We start from the raw sequence: 23,077 nt of genomic DNA, 5'->3' as shown, positions 1-23,077 counted from the left end.
GAGCGCGGCCGCGGCGGGTAGGATCGCCAGCGTGCCCCGGCCGGTCCGGGACCGCGCCGCCCCGCCAGTCGAACAGGGAGTTCCCACCGTGGCCCGAGTCGTCGTCGAAGTCATGCCCAAGGCCGAGATCCTCGATCCGCAGGGTCAGGCCATCCACCGCGCCCTCGGGCGGCTGGGCCACCCCGGCGTCAGCGACGTCCGGCAGGGCAAGCGGTTCGAGCTCGAGGTGGCCGACGACGTGTCGGACGCCGAGCTGGAGGAGATCGCCTCGTCCCTGCTCGCCAACACGGTGATCGAGGACTGGAAGGTTGTGCGCGTCGAGACCGCCGGAGCCGAGGCGTGAGCGCGAAGATCGGCGTCATCACCTTTCCCGGGACGCTCGACGACGTCGACGCCGCCCGCGCCGTGACCCGCTCCGGCGCGGAGGCCGTTTCCCTCTGGCACGCCGACGCCGACCTCAAGGGCGTCGACGCCGTGGTGGTGCCCGGCGGCTTCTCCTACGGCGACTACCTGCGCTGCGGCGCGATCGCCGCGATGGCCCCCGTGATGACCGAGGTCGTGACGGCGGCGAAGGGCGGTATGCCGGTGCTCGGCATCTGCAACGGCTTCCAGATTCTCTGCGAGGCCGGGCTCCTGCCGGGTGCGCTCGGCCGTAACCGCGACATGCACTTCCTCTGCCGCGACGAGTGGCTGCGCGTGGAGAACACCGACACCGCCTGGACCTCGCGGTTCGAGTCCGGTGCGGAGATCCTCATCCCGCTCAAGTCCGGCGAGGGCCGCTACATGGCCACAGCCGACACCATCGGCGAGCTCGAGGGCGAGGGCCGCGTGGTGTTCCGCTACTCCGGCGGCGCCCCCAACGGCTCGACCAACGACATCGCCGGCATCTGCTCCGAGAACGGCCGTGTGGTGGGCCTCATGCCGCACCCCGAGCACGCGATCGACCCGCTCACCGGCCCGTCCGACGACGGACTGGGGCTGTTCCTCAGCGCACTCGACGCCGTGGTCCGCGCGTAGCCGGTGTGCGAGAACCCGCCGGGAACGGTCCCGGCGGGTTCTGTCGTTCCCGAGGCGTGGCTCAGTAGAAGGTGCTGCCGATGTCGCCGCCCAGGCCGGCGAGGAGGTCCAGGGTGAGCTCGACGACACGTGCGGGGAGTACGAGGATGCCGTCGAGAACCGACGAACCGACGCCGCCCGCCTGCGTGTAGCTGCCGTAGGCGGTGTCGAGAACGGGAAGGAGTACGTCGGCGATCGAGCCGGTGAGATCCATGGTGGGGTCCTTTCGGGAGTCCGTTGCGCCGGGTGCACAGCGGGGGTGGAATGCGGCGCGGCCGTAGTGGCCGCGGGGATCAGATGGGATTTGTGCTGCCGAGGTCCGCGCCCGTGATCCCGAGCCACCGGATCGCGAAGCGGGCGAGCCACTTCGGGAGCTCGATCAGGGTGTTGAGGGCCATCGAGCCGACGCCGCCCCCGTCCATGTAGCTGCCGTACACGGAGTCGAGGGCGGGGTAGAGAGCCTTGGCGAGCGAACCGCTGAGGTCCATGGTGATCTCCTGGGATCGGGCGCCCGCCCCACTGGCGGCGCGATGCCGGCAGTATCGCACAGTAGTGAGAAAAAATTTCGTCTATCGGGGGTTGTTTTCCGCGGGCGCCGGTGAGCCGGGTCCTCGTGGAAGGGCGGGTTCCCCTCCGCCGCTTCCCGGTGGCCTCGGCGTCCGCATGCGGTAGAAACGTGGGGTGAGCGATACCACTTCTGCGCCCGTGTCCGCCGCCGAGAAGGCCGCGCGCCCGTTCGACCTCATCGTCTACGGTGCCACCGGGTTCACCGGCGGCCTTGTCGCCGACTACCTCATGCGGACCATGCCCGAGGGCGGCTCGTGGGCGCTCGCCGGCCGGTCGCGGGAGAAGCTCGACGCCGTCGCCGCACGGCTCGCCGAGGCGCGCCCCGACGCGCCGGCGCCGGGAATCGTCCTGGCGGACACGGAGGATCCCGCCTCGCTCGGGGCGATGGCCCGCCAGACGCGGGTCGTGCTCACCACCGTCGGCCCCTACCTGGAGTACGGTGAGCCGCTCGTCGCCGCGTGCGTGGCGGCGGGCACGGACTACGTGGACCTCACCGGGGAGCCGGAGTTCGTGGACCGCATGTATCTCGAGTACCACGAGGCGGCGGTGGCGTCGGGTGCCCGTCTCGTCCACGCGTGCGGGTTCGACTCCATCCCGCACGACCTCGGCGTCTACTACACGATGAAGCAGGTCCCGGAGGGCGTGCCGGTGGCCGTCTACGGCGCCGTGCACTCCAACGCCCAGTTCTCCGGCGGCACCTTCCACTCGGCCATCGGGCAGTTCGCGCGCCTGCGCGAGGCCGGCGCCACGGCCAGGGAGCGCCGGCAGCGGGAGGGTCGGCCGGAGGGTCGTCGTGTCAAGGCGGCGCCCACCAAGCCGCACCACGACTCCACGCTGAACCGCTGGCTCGTCCCGCTGCCCACCATCGATCCGCAGATCGTCCTGCGCTCGGCGGCTGCGCTCGAGTCGTACGGCCCGGACTTCTCCTACGCGCACTACGCGTCGGTCGGCTCGCCCGTCACCGCCACCGTGGGGATGGTGGGGGTCGGCGCGATCGCCGCGGGTTCCCAGGTGCCGCTCCTGCGCTCGCAGATGCTCAAGCGGATCGACCGCGGGCAGGGGCCCAGCGAGTCCCGGCGGGCGCGGTCGTCGTTCACGGTGACGTTCGTCGCGATCGCCGGCGGCCGCAAGATCATCACCCGCGTCTCGGGTGGGGACCCCGGCTACACGGAGACGTCCATGATGATCGCCGAGTCCGCGATGTGCCTGGCCTTTGACGACCTGCCGCCCCTCGCGGGCCAGCTCACCACCGCCCGGGCGATGGGCGACGCGCTGCTCGAGCGGGTGGAGCGGGGCGGCCTGACCTTCGAGGTGCTCTCCGCCTGAGGACGGATAGACTCGGCGGCGTGACCGCTGAAGTCGATACCACCGCGAACGCCGCCGCCACCCCCGACCTCGAGCAGCCCTGGGAGGAGCTCGGGCTCAAGGAGGACGAGTACGACCGGATCCGCGAGATCCTGGGCCGCCGTCCCACCGACGCGGAGCTCGCCGTGTACTCGGTGATGTGGTCCGAGCACTGCTCCTACAAGTCGTCCAAGGTGCACCTGCGCTACTTCGGTGAGACCACCACGGACGAGATGCGTGCGGGCATGCTCGCCGGCATCGGGGAAAACGCGGGAGTGGTGGACATCGGCGACGGCTGGGCGGTGACCTTCAAGGTCGAGTCGCACAACTCGCCGTCGTACATCGAGCCCTACCAGGGCGCCGCGACCGGCGTGGGCGGCATCGTCCGTGACATCATGGCGATGGGCGCGCGCCCCGTGGCCGTCATGGACCAGCTCCGCTTCGGCCCCGCGGACGCCGACGACACGCACCGGGTCCTGCCCGGCGTGGTGGCCGGCATCGGCGGCTACGGCAACTGCCTGGGTCTGCCCAACCTCGGCGGCGAGACCGTGTTCGACGCCTCCTACGCCGCCAATCCGCTGGTCAACGCCCTGTGCGCCGGCGTCCTGCGGGTCGAGGACCTGCACCTGGCCAACGCGTCGGGCACCGGCAACCGCATCATCCTCTTCGGCGCCCGCACGGGGCTCGACGGGATCGGCGGCGTCTCCGTGTTGGCCTCGGCCACGTTCGAGGAGGGCCAGGACGGCAAGGCCGCCAAGCCCCGCAAGCTGCCCGCCGTCCAGGTGGGGGACCCGTTCGCCGAGAAGGTGCTCATCGAGTGCTGCCTCGAGCTGTACCGGGAGGGCCTGGTCGAGGGCATCCAGGACCTGGGCGGCGCCGGTCTGGCCTGCGCCACGAGCGAGCTCGCCGCGGCCGGCGACGGCGGCATGCACATCGACCTGGACCGTGTGCCGCTGCGCACCGAGGGCATGACTCCGGCAGAGGTCCTGACGAGCGAGTCGCAGGAGCGCATGTGCGCGGTGGTGACGCCCGAGAACCTCGACGCCTTTATGGCCGTCTGCACGCGCTGGGACGTGCTGGCCACCGACATCGGGTACGTCACCGACGGCGACCGGCTCACCATCGACTGGCACGGCGAGACGGTGCTCGACGCCCCGCCGCGCACCATCGCCGACGACGGCCCCGTGTACGAGCGCCCCGTGGAGAAGCCCGCCGGCCAGGACGCGCTCCGGGACGACACCACGGCCCCGCTCGTCCGGCCGGCCACCGGCGACGAGCTGCGCCAGACCCTGCTGGACATGCTCGCCAGCCCTGCGCTGTGCTCCCGGAAGTTCATCACCGAGCAGTACGACCGCTACGTGCGCGGCAACACGATCCTCGCCGAGAACGCCGACGGCGGCGTCCTGCGCATCGACGAGGAGACCGGCCGCGGCATCGCCCTGTCCACCGACGCCTCGGGCCGCTACACGTTCCTCGACCCGTATGTCGGCGCGCAACTGGCGCTCGCGGAGGCGTACCGCAACGTCGCCGTCACCGGCGCCCGCCCCGTCGCGGTGACCAACTGCCTCAACTTCGGCTCCCCCGAGGACCCGGGCGTCATGTGGCAGTTCCGCGAGGCGGTGCACGGCCTGGCCGACGGCTGCGCCGAGCTCGGCATCCCGGTGACCGGCGGCAACGTGTCGTTCTACAACCAGACCGGCTCCACCCCGATCCTGCCCACGCCCGTCGTGGGCGTCCTCGGTGTGCTCGACGACGTGGCGCGCCGTACACCCACCGCGTTCGGGGACACCCCGGGCGAGAGCATCTACCTGCTCGGCGAGACCCGCGACGAGCTCGACGGTTCCATCTGGGCGCAGGTCGCACACGACCACCTCGGCGGCACCCCACCGTCCGTGGACCTGGCGTGGGAGGCCACCCTCGCGCGGATCCTGGCGACCTGCTCCAGAGACGGGCTCGTCACCGGCGCCCACGACCTGTCGGAGGGCGGCCTGGCCCAGGCGCTCGTCGAGGCGGTGCTCGCCGGCGAGTGCGGCGCGCGGATCGTCCTGCCCGAGGACGCCGACCCGTTCGTGTGGCTGTTCTCCGAGTCCAGCGGCCGCGTCGTCGTGTCCGTGCCGCGCGGCGAGGAGATCCGCTTCCAGCAGATGCTCACCGCGCAGCAGATCCCGCACGCTCGCATCGGCGTCACCGACCCGGACTCGGGGACGTTCGAGGTGCAGGGCCAGTTCACCCTCACCACCGACGAGCTTCGTGAGGCCCACGAGGGCACGCTGCCCGCGCTGTTCGGGGTCGACCCGGTCTGAGGACCGCGTAGGTGATCGACCTCCGGCGCCGCGAGCGTCTGCTCGCGGTGGTCCTCACCGGGACCGCCGGCTTCGTGGACGCCGTGGGCTTCCTCGAGGTGGGCGGCTACTTCGTGTCGTTCATGAGCGGCAACTCCACGCGCATGGTCGTGGATCTGGCGGGCGGGCGGCTGGGCTCGGCGGGCGTCGCGGCCGCCGTGCTCGTGTCGTTCTTCGTGGGCGCCGCCGCGGGCGCGGTCGTCACCCGCCGGCAGAGCCTCTACGACCGCCCCACCGTCCTGTCGCTCGTGGCGGCGCTGCTGCTCCTCGCGCTGGGCCTGCAGTGGCTCACCGACGCCACCGTCGCCGGGCTGCCGGTCGCGATGTCGGTGGCCGCCGCCGCGATGGGCGCCATGAACTCGGTGTTCCACTCGGGGGGAGTGGTCTCGCTCGGCGTCACCTACATGACGGGCGCGGTGGTCAAGGCCGCGCACAGCCTGGTCGACGCACTGGCCGGCGGCTCGTGGGCGCCCTACCGGCACCAGGTCGCACTGTGGGGGTCGCTCGCCTCGGGCGGCGTCGCCGGCGCCGCGCTGCACGTGTACTGGGGGTCGTGGGCACTCGGGGTGGCCGCGCTCGTGGTGCTCGGCGCGCTCGGGGTGACGGTGTGGCTACGACGACGAGCCCTGCGGACGTCCTGAGCGCGAGCCGGCCGAGGGCCGGGCCGACGGGCGGCCCGCCGGGGCGCCGGGCGCGTCCGCCGGGGCGCCGGGCGCGTCGGCCGGGTCGCGGTACGTCGGTGCGTAGCGCTGCAGCCGCCACCCTTCGCGTACAGCCGCGCCCTGTGTGCGCATCCGCCACCGTTCGCGCGCACCTGCCCCGGTTGTCGCCGAGGCGGCTGTACGCGAAGGGGGGCGGCGACCCGAGGACGCGGCAGTTGCTCCAGCATCTGCCCGGGGGACTATCGTCCGTTCCATGAACTCGCGTGCGGAAGTCGTGTCGGGCGAGCGTCGCCGCGGTGTCCCCGTGGCGGGGGTGGGTGCGGTGGGGGTGGGTGCGGCGGCCGTCCTGGCGACGACGAGGGCGGCCTCGTGAGCCGGGGACCCGATGCCGCGGAGGTCCGCGTCGCCGTCGCGGGCGTGGCGCCGTGGCTCGACCAGCCCGAGGACGCCGACCCTGCCGTCGCCCGGTCGCGGCGCCCGGGCCGGTCGGCGCTCGCCGGGGCCGTCCGCGCCACCGTCGGCGCGTTGGCCGCCGAGCTGCCGGGCCACGCCGTCGAGGTCCGCGTCCCTCCGTACGCGGCCGCCCAGTGCGTCGAGGGGCCGCGGCACACGCGGGGGACGCCGCCCAACGTCGTGGAGACCGACCCACGCACGTGGCTCGAGCTGGCCACCGGGCGGCTCACCTGGGACGCGGCCGTGGCCGGCGGTCGGGTGCGGGCGTCCGGGACCCGCGCCGCCGAGATCGCGCGCGGGCTGCCGGTGGTGCGGACCGCGTGACGCCGCCCCCGCCCGGTCACACGACTGTGGAGACCGCGGCGCGGGACCGTACACTCGGGGGCGCACCGCCGGGGTCCGTCCGGGCGGCACGCGCCGAATCCATGAGGGAGCACCAGCAGGTGGACAGCACGTCGTCACGCCCGGCCGGCACCAATCTCGGCCTCCCGGATCCCGCCACCCCCGGCCCCGCCGGGCTCGGCGTGGACGCCGAGCGCATCGGCCCCGTCGAGGAGTGCGGCGTTTTTGGCGCCTGGGCCCCCGGCGAGGACGTCGCCAAGCTCACCTACTACGGCCTCTATGCCCTGCAGCACCGCGGCCAGGAGGCCGCCGGTATCGCGGTGGGCGACGGCGACCAGGTGCTCGTCTACAAGGACCTCGGCCTGGTGAGCCAGGTGTTCGACGAGAAGACTCTCGAGTCCATGCACGGGCACGTGTCCGTGGGCCACTGCCGCTACTCCACGACCGGCTCCACGTCGTGGGACAACGCGCAGCCCATGTTCCGCGCCACCATCAACGGGGTCTCGGTGGTGCTGGGCCACAACGGCAACCTCGTCAACACCCACGAGCTCAAGCGGCACGCCACCGAGATCGGGATCCCGGGCTACGCCGAGGACAGCTCGCACTCCGACTCGGACATCATGGCCACGCTCCTGGCCCACGAGGCCGCGGACGGTGGGCTCGAGGAGGCCGCCGCGCGCCTGCTGCCGATGTTCCGGGGTGCCTACTGCCTCACCTTCTCCGACGAGAACACGCTGTACGCGGCGCGCGACCCGCACGGGGTGCGGCCGCTCGCACTGGGTCGCCTCGAGCGGGGCTGGGTGGTCTCCTCCGAGACCTGCGCCCTCGACATCGTGGGCGCCTCCTACGTCCGCGACATCGAGCCGGGGGAGCTCATCGCGATCGACGCCGACGGCGTGCGCTCCCGCAAGCTCGCCGAGCCCGCGCCTAAGGGGTGTGTCTTCGAGTACGTCTACCTGGCGCGTCCGGACTCGGTGATCAACCGTCGGCTCGTCAACTCGGCCCGGGTGGAGATCGGCCGACGCCTCGCGCAGGAGCACCCGGTTGACGGCGACCTGGTGATCCCCGTGCCGGAGTCCGGCACCCCGGCCGCGGTCGGCTACGCGCAGGGCTCGGGCATCCCGTTCGCCCAGGGGCTGACCAAGAACGCCTACGTGGGCCGGACGTTCATCCAGCCCAGCCAGACGATCCGTCAGCTCGGCATCCGGCTCAAGCTCAACCCGCTGCGCGAGGTGATCCGCGGCAAGAAGCTCGTGGTGGTGGACGACTCGATCGTCCGCGGCAACACGCAGCGCGCGCTCATCCGCATGCTGCGGGAGGCGGGCGCGCTCGAGGTACACGTGCGGATCGCCTCCCCGCCGGTGCGCTGGCCCTGCTTCTACGGCATCGACTTCGCCAGCCCGGCCGAGCTCATCGCCAACGGCGTGGACGCCTCCGACGGGATGCTCGAGGGCGTGAGGGAGGCCATCGGGGCGGACAGCCTGGGCTACATTTCCGTGGACGGCATGATCACCGCCACCGAACAGCCGCGGGAGAGCCTGTGCGCCGCCTGCTTCGACGGCCACTATCCCATCGCGCTGCCGGACGACTCGCCGATGAGCGCGGCGGTTCGTGCCCTGTCCGCCGTGGTCGACGGCGAGAACCACTACGAGGAGATCACCACATGACCGAGAACGCCCCCCGCACGACCGGCGCGTCCTACGCCGCCGCGGGCGTCGACATCGACGCGGGCGAGCGCGCCGTCGAGCTGTTCGCCCCCCACGCCAAGCGCGCCACACGGCCCGAGGTCATGGGCGGCATCGGCGGCTTCGCCGGGCTCTTCTCGCTCAAGAACACCTACCGGCAGCCACTGCTCGCCTCGTCCACCGACGGCGTGGGCACCAAGATCGCAGTGGCCCAGGCCATGGACGTCCATAACACGGTCGGCATCGACCTCGTGGCGATGGTCGTCGACGACCTCGTGGTGTGCGGCGCGGAGCCGCTGTTCCTCCAGGACTACATCGCGATCGGCAAGGTGGTCCCCGAGCACGTCGCGAGCATCGTCGAGGGCATCGCCGAGGGCTGCGTCCGTGCCGGCTGCGCGCTGCTGGGCGGCGAGACCGCCGAACACCCCGGTCTCATGCGGCCGGACGAGTACGACATCTCCGCGACCGGCTTCGGCATCGTCGAGGCCGACGAGGTGCTGCAGGCCGACAATGTGCGCCCCGGCGACGTGATCGTGGGCATGGCCTCCTCGGGACTGCACTCCAACGGCTACTCGCTGGCTCGCCACGTGCTACTCGAGCTGGCCCGGCTGCCCCTCGAGGGCCACGTCGAGGAGTTCGGCCGCACCCTCGGTGAGGAGCTGCTCGAACCCACCCGTATCTACGCCCTGGACTGCCTGAGCCTCGTCGCCGAGACCGACGTGCGCGTGTTCAGCCACGTCACCGGCGGCGGGCTCGCGGAGAACCTCGCCCGCGTCATGCCGCGCGGCCTGGTGGCGCGCCTGGACCGCGGCCGGTGGCCGGTGCCGCCGGTGTTCGGCACCATCGCCCACCACGGCCGCGTCGAGCAGTCCGAGATGGAGCGCACCTTCAACATGGGCGTCGGCATGGTCGCCGTCCTCCCGGAGGCCGATGTCGACCGCGCCCAGGCGGTGCTCACGGCCCGCCACGTGGACAACTGGGTGATCGGCCACGTGGAGAAGGCCGGCGACGACGCCGACGCCCCGCGAGTCGTCCTCGAGGGCTCGCACTCGCGGTTCTAGGCCGTCACCACCACGTGGGCCGGGCACCCTCTCGGGATGCCCGGCCCACGTGATGTCTGCGGTGCGTCGTCAGTAGCGGGAGTCGTCGGACCACGAACCGTACGGGTCGTCGTCCTCGTCGTAACCCCCGCGGGCGGAGGAGGATCCTCCGGACAGCTCCCTCTGGAGACGGTCGAAATCCGTCTGCGGAGTGTTGTACTTGAGCTCGCGAGCGACCTTGGTCTGCTTCGCCTTCGCGCGGCCTCGGCCCATCAGCCTGACCCCCTCGGAAACGGTGCTGGGCCACCTCGGGGGTGCCCATCGCAAGTGTATGAGTATCTGCCTGACGACAGGATAGCGTGCCCGGCGCGGAATGTCCGCCCGGGTCGACTCCGGTCCGCGTTCCCGGGGCTCGCGGGCGGGTCAGGTACCGCGCAGCCGGCGCACCGCCTCGCGCCCGGCCTGTGGGCCGGACTCGCCCGGGACGGTGTCGGGGTCCACGGCCGCGGCCACGCCCTCGGCCTCGAGCTCGGCGTCGGGCCCGACACCGCGCTTGAGCAGCGCCAGCGCTACCGGGCCGTCCTCGTGGTGCTGGACCACGGTGCCCACGCGGCCCACCGGGCGGCCGCCGGTGCGGACCTCGGCGCCGGGGGCGGGGAGTTCGGCGCCCGAGCCGTCCAGCTGCAGCCGGACGAGCACCCGCGGCGAGCGGCCCAGGTTGTGCACCCGGGCGACGGTCTCCTGACCCCGGTAGCACCCCTTGTCCAGGTGCACGGCCCCGCGCTCGGCCACCGCGCCGATCCACGTCGGCACCTCGTGCGGGATGGTCCGCTCGTCGGTGTCCACCCCGAGCCGGGCGCGCAGCGGGGTGGTGTCGGCCACCCGCAACGCCTCGAACGCCCACGAGCCGGCCGGTCGCGCGCCGGCCGCGACCGCCGCGTCGAACCAGGCCGCCAGGTCGGCGCGGGGGACCACCAGGTCGATCGCGCCGGCCCCGGGCCACGGCATCCGGCGGGCCACGCCGCCGCCGGGCAGGGCGACGCCCGCGTAGTCCCCGGTCGGCAGCGCGACGGCGGTCCCGTCGGGGCCGGTGACGGTGTCGGGGAGCCCGGTGCCGGCGAGGGTCAGTACGGCCAGGTCGGCCTCCGCGGGCGCCGCGTCGGCCCAGAACACCATGCGGGTGAGAAAGGCCAGCAGGTCGGCTCCCCGGCCGGGTTCGGTGTCGACGACGAGGTGGCCGGCCGAATCGGAGAGCACCGCGTGGTGTTCCACCCGGCCGTTCGCGTCGAGGATCAGCGTCTCCGCGCCGGCGCCGTCGGCGAGCCCGGCCACGTGCTGGGAGACGAAGCCCTCGAGCCAGGTGAGCCGCTCGCCGCCGCCGATCGTCAGCACGTCGCGGTGCGAGCGGTCCACCACCACGGGGCCGGCGGCGGCCGCGCGCTGCTCGCCGAGCGGGTCGCCGTAGTGCAGCGGCACGCCTACGTCGGGGGAGTCGCCCGGCGCGTCCACCGCGCCGGGCCGGGACAGGATCGGGGACCGGTAGGTGCTCACGTCCGCGATCCTACGGAGACCGGGGCGGGCGGGCCGGGCGCAGTAGGGTGACGCCTATGAGCGAAGCGGATCGTCGGGTGGTCGTCCTCGTCTCCGGTGGGCCGGACGGCCCGCGCCCGCGCGTGCACCCCGCCGACGCGCCGCTGCTGCTCGCCGACGACCTCGCCGCCGTCCGCGGCGACGGCTGCTTCGAGACCTTGCTCGTGGTGGGCGGGGTCCCCGCCAAGCCGGAGCGCCACCTGGCGCGCCTCGCCCGCTCGTCCGCGGCCCTCGGGCTCACCGGGCCGTCGGACGAGCAGTGGCGCGCCGGGATCGCGCTCGCCGCCCGCGAGTGGGGGCCGGACTCCGAGGCGATGCTGCGTCTGGTGCTCTCGCGCGGGCCCGAGCGCGGCGGCGCCGAGACCGCCTACATCACCGTCGCCCCTGTGGGAGCCCACGCCCGCCGCGCCCGCGCCGAGGGGATCGCGGTCACGACCCTGAGCCGCGGCTTCCCGGCCGACCTGGCGGAGGCGTCGCCGTGGATGCTGCTCGGCTCCAAGACCCTCTCGTACGCGGCCAACATGGCGGCCCTGCGCCACGCCGCCGCCGGGGGTTTCGACGACGTCGTCTACCTCTCCGCCGAGGGCGAGGTCCTCGAGGGGCCGCGCTCGACCGTCGTGGTGGCCCGCGGCGGCGAGCTCGTGAGCCCGCCGGCCGAGGTCGGGATCCTCGAGGGCACCACCCTGGCCGCGCTCGCCGAGATCGCCGGCGCCGAGGGGGTGCCGGTGCGGCGCGAGCGGCTGCTCGTCACCGACCTCCTCGCCGCCGACGCCGTGTGGCTGCTCTCGTCGGTCACGCTCGCCGCGCGGGTCCGCCGGATCGACGACGTCACCCTCCCCCCGGCCGAGCCCCCGGTCGACGTGGCCGGGATGGTCGACCGCGCCGTCGGCCGGGCCTGACCTCCCGCCGCCGCGGGGGTGGCCTCGGGGGGAAGCAGGAAGTACCGAACCTGCTTCATATTCCGCAGGCTGGGGCATTTCCCCTGGTAGTGGTGGCCAGGGCCACACCGGGCGCCCATTGAGTCCGCATACCCGCAGGCGTATGGTCCGGATCAAGTCCGTCTGATCGGGCGGGCGCGGCGTCGTCGAGCAGGAGCGCGGACCATGGATGTCCTCGACATCTCCCGGTGGCAGTTCGGGATCACCACCGTCTACCACTTCATCTTTGTCCCCCTCACCATCGGCCTGGCGCCGATGGTCGCGATCATGCAGACGGTGTGGCACGTCACCGGCAAGCAGGGGTGGTACCGGGCGACGAGGTTCTTCGGCAAGCTCTTCCTCATCAACTTCATCCTGGGCGTCGTCACAGGCATCGTCCAGGAGTTCCAGTTCGGCATGAACTGGTCGGAGTACTCGCGCTTCGTGGGCGACGTGTTCGGCGCCCCCCTCGCACTCGAGGGCCTGGCCGCGTTCTTCCTCGAGTCCACGTTCCTCGGCCTGTGGATCTTCGGCTGGGGTCGCCTGCCCCGGGTCGTGCACCTGGCCTCCATCTGGATGGCCGCGATCGGCGTCAACCTGTCGGCGTACTTCATCATCGCCGCCAACTCGTTCATGCAGCACCCGGTGGGGGCGGTGTACAACCCGGAGACCGGCCGCGCCGAGCTCACCAGCATCTGGGCGCTGCTCACCAACCCCACCGCCCTCGCGGCGGTGCCGCACACCATCGCCGGTGCGTTCCTCACGGCGGGCACCTTCGTCGCCGGCATCGGCCTGTGGTGGATGGTCCGCGCCATGCGCCAGCAGAGGGAGCTGCTCGCCGTGACCCCGGGCGGCGAGGTCACCGAGGCTGCCACCGCCGAGGCCGCCGAGAAGGAGACCCAGGCCCGCGACCTGTTCCGGCCCGTCACGCGCATGGCGCTGTGGGTCATGATCATCTCCGGCGCCGCGCTCATCGTCACCGGCGACATCCAGGGCAAGCTCATGTTCCAGCAGCAGCCCATGAAGATGGCCTCGGCCGAGTCGCTCTGCCATACCGAGACCGACCCCGAGTTCTCCGTCCTCACGGTGGGCACGCACAACAACTGCGACTCGGTGGTCCACCTCATCGAGGTCCCGTACGTCCTGCCGTACCTCGCCGAGGGCAGCCTCAGCGGCGTCGAGCTGCAGGGCGTCCAGGACCTGCAGGCCCAGTACGAGGAGCAGTTCGGCCCCGGAAACTACACGCCCAACCTCTTCGTCACCTACTGGAGCTTCCGCGCCATGATCGGCCTCGGGGTGGGGTCGGCCGCCCTCGCGGTCGTGGGGCTGTGGGTGACCCGCCGCAGGGCGCCGATCCCCGACAAGCCCTGGCTGGGGCGGCTGGGGATCGCCGCGATCCCGTTCCCGTTCCTCGCCAACTCGGCCGGCTGGATCTTCACCGAGATGGGCCGCCAGCCGTGGGTGGTGCACCCGCACCCCACCGGCGACCCGATGATCAGCCTCCTCGTGAGCCAGGGCGTCTCCGACCACCCCGCCTGGCTGGTCACGCTCTCGCTCACCGGGTTCACGCTCGTCTACGGCTTTCTCGCGGTGGTGTGGTTCGTCCTCATCCGCCGCTACACCATCGAGGGCCCGCTCGAGCACGACGCCGAACCGCACCTCGAGGCGCCGGATGACGACGACGCCGACCGTCCGCTGTCCTTCGCGTACTGACACGGGAGCACATCATCATGGGTCTTCAGGAACTCTGGTTTGTCCTCATCGCCGTGCTCTTCCTCGGCTACTTCCTCCTCGAGGGCTTCGACTTCGGCGTCGGCATCCTCATGCGCGTCCTCGGCCGCGGCCCCGACACCCCGGAGCGCGACCGCCGCCGGCGCGCGGTGCTCAACACCATCGGCCCGGTGTGGGACGGCAACGAGGTCTGGCTGCTCGTCGCCGGCGGCGCGATGTTCGCCGCCTTCCCCGAGTGGTACGCCACCCTGTTCTCCGGCTTCTATCTGCCCCTGTTCCTCATCCTGCTCGCCCTGATCTTCCGGGCCGTGGCGATCGAGTTCCGCGGGAAGGTGGACGATGCCGTCTGGCGCCGCCGCTGGGACCACGCCATCTTCTGGGGCTCGGTCGTGCCCGCGCTGCTGTGGGGCGTGGCCTTTGCGAACATCGTCCGCGGCGTGGCGATCGACGCCGACAAGCAGGTCACCGGCACGCTGTTCGACCTGCTCAATCCCTACGGTCTGCTCGGCGGGCTCGTCACCCTGGGCGTGTTCACCCTCCACGGCGCCGTCTTCCTCGGCCTCAAGACCGCCGGCGACCTGCGCGCCGAGGCGGTCCAGAGCGCGCGGTTCCTCGCGCCCGTGGTGCTCGTGCTCGGCGGGATCTTCGCCGTCTGGACCCAGCTCGCCCACGGCCACGCCTGGACCTGGGCCGCGGTCGCGGTGGCCGCCGCCGCGCTCGTCGTGGTCGTGGCCGCCGTCGCCGCTGACCGCGAGGGCTGGGCGTTTGCCGGCACGAGCCTGGCGATCACCGCCGTCGTGGTGCTGCTGTTCGGTTCGCTCTTCCCCGACGTCATGCCCACCACGCTCGCCGACGGCGTGAGCCTGACCGTCGAGAACGCCTCGAGCTCGCACTACACGCTCGTCGTGATGACGTGGGCCGCCGCGTTCCTCACCCCGGTCGTGCTGGTCTACCAGGGCTGGACGTACTGGGTGTTCCGCGCGCGCATCTCCGAGGACCAGATCCCGCCGTCCATCGGGCTGCGCCCGGCCCGCGCCGCCCGCACCGCCGGCTCCGCCCGCGGCGGCGAGGCCGACGCCACCGAGGACTGACCCGAGGTGGCGCCGCCCCTCGACCCGCGGCTGGTCCGCGCGTCCCGGCCCGCGCGCCGCCACCTCGTCGTGTCCGTGGCCCTCGCCGCCGTCGTGGCGGCCTGCACGGTGGCGTTCGCGCTGCTGCTCGCGCGGGTGCTCGCCGGCGTCGTCACCGACCCGGCCCTGCGCACCCCGGATGTCTGGGGCCCCGAGGCCGCGGGGCTCGTCGCGGCCGCCGCCGGGCGCGTGACGGGGACGTGGGCCCAGCAGCGCCTCGCCCGCACCGCCGCGGGGGGCGTGGTGGACGACCTGCGTGTGCGCCTGGCCCGCACCGTCGCCGCGTGGGACCCGGCGGAGCGACGACGACGCTCCGCCGAACTCCATACCGTGCTCACCACCGGGCTCGCCGGCCTGGTCCCGTACCTCGCCGGCTACGTGCCCGCCCTGGCGACCGCCGTCGTGGTGACGCCCGCGCTGCTGGTCGTGGTGGCGCTCGTCGACCCGCTCTCCGCGGTGGTGATCGCGGTGACGCTGCCACTCATCCCGCTGTTCATGGTGCTCGTGGGCACCCTCACCCGCGCCCGGACCGAGCGGCAGCTCGCCGCCACGTCCCGGCTGTCCGCCCGGGTGCTCGACCTGCTCGCCGGGCTGCCCACGCTCGTCGCATTGGGCCGTGAGCGCGGCCCCGAGCGCCAGGTGGCCGAGGCCGCCGAGGCCCACCGGCGCGCCACCATGGGTTCGCTGCGGATCGCCTTCCTCTCCTCGATGGTCCTCGAGCTGCTCGCCACACTGTGCGTCGCGCTCGTGGCAGTGGGCATCGGCCTGCGGCTCGTGGTGGGGGAGATGGAGCTCGCCGCCGGCATCGCCGCACTCGTCCTGGCGCCCGAGCTGTACCAGCCCCTGCGCACCGTGGGCGCACGCTTCCACGAATCCGCCGACGGCGCACTGGCCGCCGAGCGCGTCTTCGAGGTCCTCGACCCGGCGGAGGAGGCGGGCACGGCGGCGGCCACGGCAGCAGCGGCCGCGACCCCGGCGGGCGCCGCGGGTTCCGCCGGGCGACCGCTCCCCGCCGGCCCGCTGCGCCTCGACGTACGGGGCCTGTCGGTCTCGGGTCGCGACGGCCTACGGCCCGAGGCGCTCGACCTCGTCGTCGAACCCGGCCGGATCACCGCGCTCACCGGCCCCAACGGCTCCGGCAAGACCACGGCGGTGCTCGCCGCGCTCGGGCTGATCGACCACGCGCGGCGCGTGGCCGGGAGCATCCGCGTGGGCGGCACCCGGGGCGACGGAGCGGCGGGCACCGACCTCGACGGGCTGGACCTCGCCGCGTGGTGGGCGCGGGTGGCGTGGCAACCCCAGCGGCCCACCCTCGTCGCCGGAACGCTGCGCGAGAACGCCGAGCTCTTCGGCGCCGACCCCCGCCGGCTCGACGCGGCCGCCCGGGAGTCGGGCTTCGACGCCGTTCTGGCCGCCCGTCCCCGCGGCTGGGAAAGCTCCCTCGGCCACGCCGGGGTCGGGCTCTCGCGGGGTGAGGCGCACCGGCTCGCGCTCACCCGGGCGCTGGCCTCCGACGCCGACGTGCTGATCCTGGACGAGCCCACCGCCCACCTCGACGCCGACACCGCGGCCCGCGTGATCGGCGCGGTCCGCGAGCGCGCGCGGGCCGGGGCGGCGGTCCTCGTCGTCACCCACTCCGGCCCGGTCCTCGCGGCCGCCGACCACGTGGTGACCCTCGCCGGCGCCACCACGGGGGTGGCGCCGTGAGCGACCTGCGACACGTCCTGGGCCTGCTCGAGCTCGACCGGTGGCGGGTGGTCCGCGCGGTTCTCGTCGCGAGCCTCACCCTGGCGAGCGCGGCCGGGCTCGCCGCCGTCTCCGCGTGGCTCATCATGCGCGCGTGGGAGCGGCCGCCCGTACTCGACCTCACCGTGGCCGTGGTGACCGTCCGCGCGCTCGGCATCAGCCGCGGCGTCTCCCGCTACCTCGACCGGCTCGCCTCGCACGACGTCGCCCTGCGCGGCGCCGCCCACGCCCGGGGCGAGCTGTACGTGCGGCTCTCCCGTGGTGCCTCCACCCCGGCCCTGCGCACCGGCGACGTCCTCCTGCGCTCCGGCCGCGACCTGGACCTGGTGGCCGACACGGTGGTGCGCGTCCTCGTCCCCGCCGCGGTGGCCGCGGTGCTCACCGTGGTATCGGTGACGGCCCTGGCCCTGCTCGCGCCGGCCGCCGCGGTCACGATGGCCGCGTTCGCGCTGCTCGCCGGGGTGGCCGCCCCGCTGGTCGCCACCCGCGCGGCCCTCGGCGCCGAACGGGCCGTGGCCGACGCGACCGCCGAGCAGGCCGCCGCCGCGGTGCTCGTCGTGGACCACGCCGAGGAACTCGCCGTGGGCGGGCGTCTCGACGCCGTGATCGGGTCGATCGCCGAGACCGGCACGGCCCGCCGCGCCGCCGAACGCCGGGCCGACGCCGCCGCGGCCCGCGCCGTCGCCGCCGTCCCCGCCGGGATGCTCGCCACCACGCTCGTCGCGCTGCTCGTCGGCGTGCTCGCCTACGACGGCACCGCGCACAGTCCCATGTGGCTCGGCATGCTCGTCCTCCTGCCCCTGGCCGCGTTCGAGGCCCTGGCCGCCCTGCCCGCGGCCGGCGAACACCTCGCCCGCGCCGTGCCCGCCGCCGAGCGGATCCGCGCGATGCTCGACGCGGCGGGGGAGCGGGGGGCCGGTTCGGATCCGGGCGCGGACGGGGCCGGTGCCGAGGCGGTGCCGGCCGACGCCGCCCTGCTGTCCGCTACCGGACTGACCTGGGGGTTCGGGGCCCGGTCGCTCGCCGCGGCGCCGCTCGACCTGGAACTGCGCGCCGGCGACCGCGTGGTGGTGCGCGGGCCCTCGGGCGTCGGCAAGACCGTGCTCGCGCGCACCCTCGCCGGCCTCGACGCGCCCGTGACGGGAACGATCCGCGCGGGCGGCGCGGACCTCGCGACGCTCGCCCGCCCGGAGCGCCGTGACCGGGTGGTGTACCTGGCCGAGGACGCCCACCTGTTCTCCACGACGGTCCGCGACGACCTCCTGGTGGCCCGCGGGGACGCCCACGACGACGAACTGCGCGCCGCCCTCGGCGCCGTCGGCCTCGGGGCCTGGCTCGACGGGTTGCCCCAGGGGCTGGACACCGTGCTCGAGGGCGGGGCGTCCGCGGTGTCGGGCGGCCAGCGCCGCCGATTGCTGCTGGCGCGCGCCCTGCTCGTCACGGCCCCCGTCGTGGTGCTGGACGAGCCCACCGAGCACCTGGCCGCCGACGACGCCGGCGACCTCCTGCGCCGCATCTGCGCGGCGGGGGCGCAGGGGAGGGTCGGCCCCGAGCAGGCGTCCGCAGACGGGCTCTTCGGACCCGACCGTGCCGTCGTGGTGGTGACGCACGACCGCACGACCGCCATCGAGGCCTCCCGCGAGATCGAGCTCGCGGCGCGGCAGCCCGCCTGAGGGCGGGTCGTCAGTCGGGTGGGCCGGCGCGCGTCAGCCGGCGAGGCGGCGCAGGCGCGCCGACATGTGCGGGACCAGGCCCCGCTCGGGGTGGACCCGCTCCTCGACCCAGCCCAGGTCGCCGCCCTCGACGATCCCGTACATGCGCTTGGCGCCGCCGCGGGAGGGGCCCGTGGGGGAGGCCAGCACGACGTCGGTCGCCATCTCCCACGCGGACTGCGTGAGGGGCGAGCCGTAGTACATCTCGATGACGCCGGAGGCGTGGGCCACGAGGAACTCCAGCTGGTCGTCCTCGGAGATCCGCCAGAAGCCGGTCTCCCGGTAGGCGGCGGCGTCCACGGCGCCGCCCGAGTCGAAGGTCCACGCGCGGGAGGACCAGCTCAGGTAGTTCTCGCCGTCGTGCGAGACCACCACCTGTTGACCGAAGCGGTGCTGACCACGGTCGGGGGTGTCGGCCTCGCCCTCGCCCTCCCAGACGCCGACGAGCGGGAGCAGCGCGAGCAGACCCGGGTGCAGGTCGGGGCCGAAGCGGAGGTTGGCGGTGTCCTCGGCGATGGGCAGTTCCGAGAACGCGGAGATGTTGCGGTCGGCCGTGGCCTCGGCGCGCCGGGCGGCCGCATCGACGGCGGCGTTGCCGGAGCCGGGCACGACCGCGGGGCCGTCTCCCCCCTCGGGGGTGGACGGCGTGGGGTCCTCGGCGGGGTTCGCGCCGGTGTCCGTCACGACTCGTCGGTGACCGTGCGGTACACGATGTAGACGGTGGCCCACAAGATGGCCAGCGAACACAGGACGAGGAGGATCTCAAAGAAGAGCACCATGTGCTCATCCTAACCCCGCGCCGCCGGCCGCGAGGACAGGTGGTCAGCCCAGCGTGATGCGGGCGTCGATCGAGTGGATGAGGCAGTCGTCGGCGGGGACCACGAAGTCCTCGCTGACGCGGGCCCTGACCCCGAGCACGGTGACGAGCGAGAAGTCGGCGTGCACCACGCCCTCGCGTCCCGGGGGGTCCACGGTGATCTCGATCTCGCGCACCTCGCGGATGGTGGCGTACTGCAGGTGCAGGTGCAGATCCCACTTGAGGTGCTCGCCGGAGAATCCGGTCTTGAGGCCGTTCTCGTGGCGCACGCAGTCGGGCGCGAAGGGCACCCGGAACGCGGCGGCCGGCTGGGTGATCGCGGTGAGGTAGGTGCGCACCGCGGCCTCGCGCTCCTCGGGGGAGTACGGGCCGGGGTGGTCCGGGACCGCGGGCCGCGCGCCGCGGCGCTGGTCGAGGCCGACGAGGACAGAGGAGGCGACGGAGGCGCCGAGGGCCACGACGGAGGCCCGCCCCACGGTGCCGAGCGCACGGGTGACTAGCGACATGGCACAGACACTAGCGCGGCTCAGCGCTCGACGGGGACCCCGATGAGCGAGCCGTACTCCACCCAGCTGCCGTCGTAGTTCACCACGCCGGGCCGGTCGAGGAGCTCGTGGACGACGAACCACGTGTGGCTCGAGCGCTCGCCGATGCGGCAGTAGGTCACGACGCGCCGGTCGGGGTCGGCGAGGACGTCGGCGTAGAGGGCGCGCAGCTCGTCGTCGGTGCGGAACGTGCCGTCGCGGGTCACGGCCCGGTTCCACGGGATGTTGACGGCCCCGGGGATGTGCCCGCGCTGGCGGCCGCCCTCCTGAGGCAGCCCGGCGGGCGCGGAGAGGCGGCCGGTGTACTCGTCGACCGAGCGGACGTCGATGAGCGCGTCGTTGCCGAGACCCGCCAGTACGTCGTCGCGGAACGCCCGGATGGACAGGTCCTGCTCGTCGGCGACGTACTCGGTTCGTGGCCGGTCCGGGGTCTCTGTCTCCAGGGGCAGTCCCTCGCGCTCCCACTTGGTCCGGCCGCCGTCGAGCAGGCGGACGTCGGCGTGCCCGTAGAGGCGCAGGTACCAGTAGGCGTAGGCGGCGAACCAGTTGTGGTTACCGCCGTAGAGGACCACCGTGTGGTCGCGGCGGATGCCCCGTTCGGACATGAGCTCGCCGAAGCGCTCGCGGTCCACGAGGTCGCGCACGAACTCCTGCTGCAGGTCGGTGCGCCAGTCGAGCGCGACGGCACCGGGGATGTGGCCCTCGAGCGAGTAGGCGGAGACGTCCTCGTCCACCTCGAGGAAGACGACCGACTCGTCGCCGGCCATCAGGCGCTCTTCGGCCCAGCGGATGCTGACCAGGACGGCGTCGCGACTCATGGGGCCGAGTCTAGTGGTCCGAGCGGGCGAGGCCGTCGAGCGGCGCGGTCCCGGGTCCGCCGGTACCGGTCGCGGCGATCGTCCCGCCGCGCACGGTGAGCGTCTCCACGGCCAGGCCGAGCGGTAGGACGTCGGGAGGGAGGGTCAGCGCGGTGCGCGCGAGGGCGAGGTCGGGGTCCTGGTGGGGCAGGCCCCCGGGTCCGGTCGCGGGGGCCACGGGGACGAGGCGGGCGCCGTCGGCGTCGACGACGAGGTCGACGAACGCCGAGATCCGGGCGCCGGTGCCCTCGGGCGTGCCGGTGACCCGAGCCCGGTGTTCGGTCCCCCCGGCCAGGGTCGGGTCGTCGGCGGCCGCCACGAGCGGGTCCCGCAGCCCCAGTGCGCGGCCCACGACGTCGCCGGTGAGCAGGACGGTGACGGTGGTCTCTCGCGCGGTGAGGGGCCCGCCGCGGCCGCCGCGCACGTCGACGTCGGCGCCGGTGGCCTCCACGGTGACGGGGCCCAGCCCCGGGCGGTCCACGCCCTCGACCCGGACGGAGACGGAGGCGAGCCGGTCCTCGCCGGACCACCGGCCGGTGGGCCCGCCGCCCACGGTCACCTGCGGGGCGGGCAGGCCGGGCGTGGCGGGCCGGATGGCGGCGGACAGGTCCGCCTCGACGCGGGACGCCGACACCGTGTCCGCGACGAGCGCCCCCGCGCCGACGACGGCAACCGCGGCGAGCGCGACGGCGGCGGTGCGTCGGATCCTCATGTGCATCAGGTCTACTCCAGTCGGTGGCGGCGCGCGTCCCGGAGCCTCCCGGCCGTTAGTATCTTTCCCGCGACACGAGCGAGAGGGGACGACATGGACGTTGTGATGTTCACGTCCGAGGCGGACCCGGAGGCCGTGGTCCCGTCGTTCGCGCTCCTGCCCCACGCGGTCCGCGCCGTCGCCCCGGTGGCCTCGTCGATGGCCGAGCTCTCCGGCGCCGACGTCGCGATGGTCGACGCCCGCACCGACCTCGCCGCCGCTCGTGCGCTGTGCCGTCTACTGTCCGGCTCCGGGGAGGTGTTCGTGGTCGCGGTGGTCACCGAGGGGGGCCTCGTCGCGGTCAACGGCGACTGGGGTGTGGACGAGATCCTGCTGCCCACCGCCGGGCCGGCCGAGGTGGACGCCCGGATGCGCCTGCTGGTGGCGCGGCACCCGGCGAGCGACGAGACCGACGGCGGGATTCTCACCGTGGGCGAGCTCGTGATCGACGAGGAGACCTACGTCGCCCGCGTCCGGGGCCGCCCGCTGGACCTGACCTACAAGGAGTTCGAGCTCCTCAAGTACCTGTGTCAGCACCCGGGCCGGGTCTTCTCCCGCGCGCAGCTGCTCCAGGAGGTGTGGGGCTACGACTTCTTCGGCGGGACCCGCACCGTCGACGTCCACGTACGGCGCCTGCGCGCCAAGCTCGGTCCCGACCACGAGTCGCTCATCGGCACCGTCCGTAACGTCGGCTACAAGGCGGTCCGGCCGGCCGCCCGCCGCGAGGAGGGAGACGACGGATGACGACGACGGTGCGCGAACTCGGGACGGGGGCGGTCCCGGCCGGGATCGCCGACGCGGTCGAGGCGATCGCGGAGGCGGCCCACGCCGCCGACGGGGTCGAGCCCCTGGGCGAGCAGCCCCTGCGGGCGCTCCGCGCGGCCGGGGGCCCCGGCGTCCGGCACCTCGTGGCCGAGGACCCCGACGCGGGGATCGTCGGATACGCCCAACTCACGGGCGCCGGCGCAGAGGCGAGCGCCGAGCTCGTCGTCGTCCCCGAGCACCGGCGCCGGGGCACCGGCGCGGCCCTCGTGCGGGCGGTGGCCGAGCGCGAACCGGCCGCGGCGATCTGGGCGCACGGCGACCTCGCCGCGGCGCGCGGGCTCGCCGCGACGCTGGGCCTGGAGCGGACCCGCGAACTTCTCAAGATGCGCCGGCGGCGTGTCGACGGGCCGGAGCTGCCGCCCGCGGGTCGACGTGACGGGATCGAGACCGGCACCCTCGCCGAGGCGGCCTCCGAGGGCGGGGCCCGCTGGCCGGGCCTGGACGCCCGCGCCGAGTTCCTCCGCGTCAACAACGCGGCGTTCTCGTGGCACCCCGAGCAGGGCGGCTGGTCCCGCGCGCAGCTGGACGACCGGCTCGCCGTCGACTGGGTCGATCCCGCGGGGATCTTCCTCGCCGTCGACACCACGGGACCGGGTCCGCGACTCGCGGGCTTCCACTGGACCAAGGTCGCGCCCACGCCCCCCGGGGACCTCGCCGAGGGAGAGGTCTACGTGGTGGCCGTCGACCCCGCCGACCAGGGCCGGGGGCTCGGCGGGCTGCTCACCGTCCTGGGCGTGGCGCACCTCGAGCGCGCGGTCGGTGCCACGTCGGTCGTGCTCTACGTGGAGGGCGACAACGTGCCGGCTCGGCGGACGTACGAGCGACTGGGCTTCGCCGTCGACCTGACGGACGTCACCTATACCCCCGCCCGGGGCCCCTCCCAGGGCTTGAAGCGTCATTGATCTTGGTCACATCAACGGACAGTGTTTTCCCAGGTGAGGCGCCGCCTCCGGGCTGTTCGACCG

General features: G+C 73.9%; 23 protein-coding genes. 15 read left to right on the top strand and 8 right to left on the bottom strand.

Annotation, left to right across the window (positions count from 1 at the left end; translation table 11 throughout):
- The first annotated feature begins 88 nt into the window (after positions 1–88).
- Positions 89–343: a phosphoribosylformylglycinamidine synthase subunit PurS gene (gene purS / locus ACH0BZ_RS12070; protein ID WP_406898652.1), complete on the top strand. Its 255-nt coding sequence runs from the start codon at positions 89–91 to the stop codon at positions 341–343.
- Positions 340–1,017 carry a phosphoribosylformylglycinamidine synthase subunit PurQ gene (gene purQ, locus ACH0BZ_RS12065; protein WP_406898650.1) on the top strand — a complete coding sequence of 226 codons (678 nt, stop codon included), beginning with the start codon at positions 340–342 and terminating at the stop codon, positions 1,015–1,017. The genes purS and purQ overlap by 4 nt, the downstream gene beginning before the upstream one ends.
- Before the next feature lie 61 nt (positions 1,018–1,078).
- Here the strand turns inward: purQ and ACH0BZ_RS12060 are convergent, their stop codons facing one another.
- Positions 1,079–1,270 carry a hypothetical protein gene (locus ACH0BZ_RS12060; RefSeq protein ID WP_406898648.1) on the bottom strand — a complete coding sequence of 64 codons (192 nt, stop codon included), beginning with the start codon at positions 1,268–1,270 and terminating at the stop codon, positions 1,079–1,081.
- A 79-nt stretch (positions 1,271–1,349) separates the two neighbouring features.
- Positions 1,350–1,544 carry a hypothetical protein gene (locus ACH0BZ_RS12055; RefSeq protein ID WP_406898646.1) on the bottom strand — a complete coding sequence of 65 codons (195 nt, stop codon included), beginning with the start codon at positions 1,542–1,544 and terminating at the stop codon, positions 1,350–1,352.
- A gap of 193 nt (positions 1,545–1,737) precedes the next feature.
- On the opposite strand from ACH0BZ_RS12055, the gene ACH0BZ_RS12050 reads away from it, so the two are divergent.
- The 6 genes from ACH0BZ_RS12050 to purM all read left to right on the top strand — a co-directional run bounded on the left by ACH0BZ_RS12050 (position 1,738) and on the right by purM (position 9,512).
- Positions 1,738–2,949, top strand: a complete 1,212-nt coding sequence (locus tag ACH0BZ_RS12050) for a saccharopine dehydrogenase family protein (protein WP_406898644.1) — start codon at positions 1,738–1,740, stop codon at positions 2,947–2,949.
- Between the two features lie 20 nt (positions 2,950–2,969).
- Positions 2,970–5,270, top strand: a complete 2,301-nt coding sequence (gene purL, locus ACH0BZ_RS12045; protein WP_406898642.1) for a phosphoribosylformylglycinamidine synthase subunit PurL — start codon at positions 2,970–2,972, stop codon at positions 5,268–5,270.
- A gap of 11 nt (positions 5,271–5,281) precedes the next feature.
- Positions 5,282–5,950, top strand: a complete 669-nt coding sequence (locus ACH0BZ_RS12040) for a YoaK family protein (RefSeq protein ID WP_406898640.1) — start codon at positions 5,282–5,284, stop codon at positions 5,948–5,950.
- Between the two features lie 390 nt (positions 5,951–6,340).
- Positions 6,341–6,748 carry a sterol carrier family protein gene (locus ACH0BZ_RS12035; RefSeq protein WP_406898638.1) on the top strand — a complete coding sequence of 136 codons (408 nt, stop codon included), beginning with the start codon at positions 6,341–6,343 and terminating at the stop codon, positions 6,746–6,748.
- Positions 6,749–6,849: 101 nt separating this feature from the next.
- The gene (purF, locus tag ACH0BZ_RS12030; protein WP_406898636.1) at positions 6,850–8,433 is read left to right on the top strand and encodes an amidophosphoribosyltransferase; all 1,584 of its coding nucleotides are present in this window, start codon (positions 6,850–6,852) and stop codon (positions 8,431–8,433) included.
- Positions 8,430–9,512 (top strand): phosphoribosylformylglycinamidine cyclo-ligase, encoded by a 1,083-nt coding sequence (gene purM, locus ACH0BZ_RS12025; RefSeq protein ID WP_406898634.1) that lies wholly within the window; start codon positions 8,430–8,432, stop codon positions 9,510–9,512. The genes purF and purM overlap by 4 nt, the downstream gene beginning before the upstream one ends.
- A gap of 69 nt (positions 9,513–9,581) precedes the next feature.
- Here purM and ACH0BZ_RS12020 read toward each other — a convergent pair whose 3' ends face one another.
- Positions 9,582–9,764 carry a DUF3073 domain-containing protein gene (locus tag ACH0BZ_RS12020; protein ID WP_406898633.1) on the bottom strand — a complete coding sequence of 61 codons (183 nt, stop codon included), beginning with the start codon at positions 9,762–9,764 and terminating at the stop codon, positions 9,582–9,584.
- A gap of 150 nt (positions 9,765–9,914) precedes the next feature.
- Positions 9,915–11,051, bottom strand: coding sequence for a YgfZ/GcvT domain-containing protein (locus tag ACH0BZ_RS12015; protein ID WP_406898802.1), 1,137 nt, complete (start codon positions 11,049–11,051; stop codon positions 9,915–9,917).
- Between the two features lie 47 nt (positions 11,052–11,098).
- Here ACH0BZ_RS12015 and ACH0BZ_RS12010 point away from each other — a divergent pair, with 47 nt between their 5' ends.
- The 5 genes from ACH0BZ_RS12010 (at position 11,099) to cydC (ending at position 18,278) form a co-directional block, all read left to right on the top strand.
- Positions 11,099–11,980 carry an aminodeoxychorismate lyase gene (locus tag ACH0BZ_RS12010; protein ID WP_406898630.1) on the top strand — a complete coding sequence of 294 codons (882 nt, stop codon included), beginning with the start codon at positions 11,099–11,101 and terminating at the stop codon, positions 11,978–11,980.
- Between the two features lie 204 nt (positions 11,981–12,184).
- Positions 12,185–13,711: a cytochrome ubiquinol oxidase subunit I gene (locus ACH0BZ_RS12005; RefSeq protein WP_406898628.1), complete on the top strand. Its 1,527-nt coding sequence runs from the start codon at positions 12,185–12,187 to the stop codon at positions 13,709–13,711.
- 17 nt (positions 13,712–13,728) lie between these two features.
- Positions 13,729–14,820, top strand: coding sequence for a cytochrome d ubiquinol oxidase subunit II (gene cydB, locus ACH0BZ_RS12000; protein WP_406898626.1), 1,092 nt, complete (start codon positions 13,729–13,731; stop codon positions 14,818–14,820).
- 6 nt (positions 14,821–14,826) lie between these two features.
- Entirely contained in the window at positions 14,827–16,566 is a 1,740-nt protein-coding gene (cydD, locus tag ACH0BZ_RS11995) for a thiol reductant ABC exporter subunit CydD (RefSeq protein ID WP_406898624.1), read from the top strand.
- Positions 16,563–18,278 carry a thiol reductant ABC exporter subunit CydC gene (cydC, locus tag ACH0BZ_RS11990; RefSeq protein WP_406898623.1) on the top strand — a complete coding sequence of 572 codons (1,716 nt, stop codon included), beginning with the start codon at positions 16,563–16,565 and terminating at the stop codon, positions 18,276–18,278. The genes cydD and cydC overlap by 4 nt, the downstream gene beginning before the upstream one ends.
- A gap of 33 nt (positions 18,279–18,311) precedes the next feature.
- On the opposite strand, the gene ACH0BZ_RS11985 is transcribed toward cydC, so the two are convergent.
- The 4 genes from ACH0BZ_RS11985 to ACH0BZ_RS11970 form a co-directional block, all read right to left on the bottom strand.
- Entirely contained in the window at positions 18,312–19,001 is a 690-nt protein-coding gene (locus ACH0BZ_RS11985) for an FABP family protein (protein WP_406898621.1), read from the bottom strand.
- A 138-nt stretch (positions 19,002–19,139) separates the two neighbouring features.
- The gene (locus tag ACH0BZ_RS11980; protein WP_406898620.1) at positions 19,140–19,640 is read right to left on the bottom strand and encodes a hypothetical protein; all 501 of its coding nucleotides are present in this window, start codon (positions 19,638–19,640) and stop codon (positions 19,140–19,142) included.
- A 20-nt stretch (positions 19,641–19,660) separates the two neighbouring features.
- A complete protein-coding gene (locus ACH0BZ_RS11975; protein ID WP_406898618.1) occupies positions 19,661–20,497 on the bottom strand; it encodes a sulfurtransferase in 837 nt (278 codons plus the stop codon).
- 10 nt (positions 20,498–20,507) lie between these two features.
- Positions 20,508–21,248, bottom strand: a complete 741-nt coding sequence (locus ACH0BZ_RS11970; RefSeq protein ID WP_406898616.1) for a DUF2993 domain-containing protein — start codon at positions 21,246–21,248, stop codon at positions 20,508–20,510.
- 93 nt (positions 21,249–21,341) lie between these two features.
- On the opposite strand from ACH0BZ_RS11970, the gene ACH0BZ_RS11965 reads away from it, so the two are divergent.
- Both ACH0BZ_RS11965 and mshD read left to right on the top strand, forming a co-directional pair.
- A complete protein-coding gene (locus ACH0BZ_RS11965) occupies positions 21,342–22,031 on the top strand; it encodes a winged helix-turn-helix domain-containing protein (protein ID WP_406898615.1) in 690 nt (229 codons plus the stop codon).
- Positions 22,028–23,014 carry a mycothiol synthase gene (gene mshD, locus ACH0BZ_RS11960; RefSeq protein ID WP_406898613.1) on the top strand — a complete coding sequence of 329 codons (987 nt, stop codon included), beginning with the start codon at positions 22,028–22,030 and terminating at the stop codon, positions 23,012–23,014. The genes ACH0BZ_RS11965 and mshD overlap by 4 nt, the downstream gene beginning before the upstream one ends.
- The last annotated feature ends 63 nt before the right edge of the window (positions 23,015–23,077 follow it).

Source organism: Dietzia sp. 179-F 9C3 NHS (genome assembly GCF_045369825.1).
Taxonomy (GTDB): domain Bacteria; phylum Actinomycetota; class Actinomycetes; order Mycobacteriales; family Mycobacteriaceae; genus Dietzia.
Note: the sequence above shows the minus strand (reverse complement) of the source record. Positions and strands in the feature narration are given on the sequence as shown.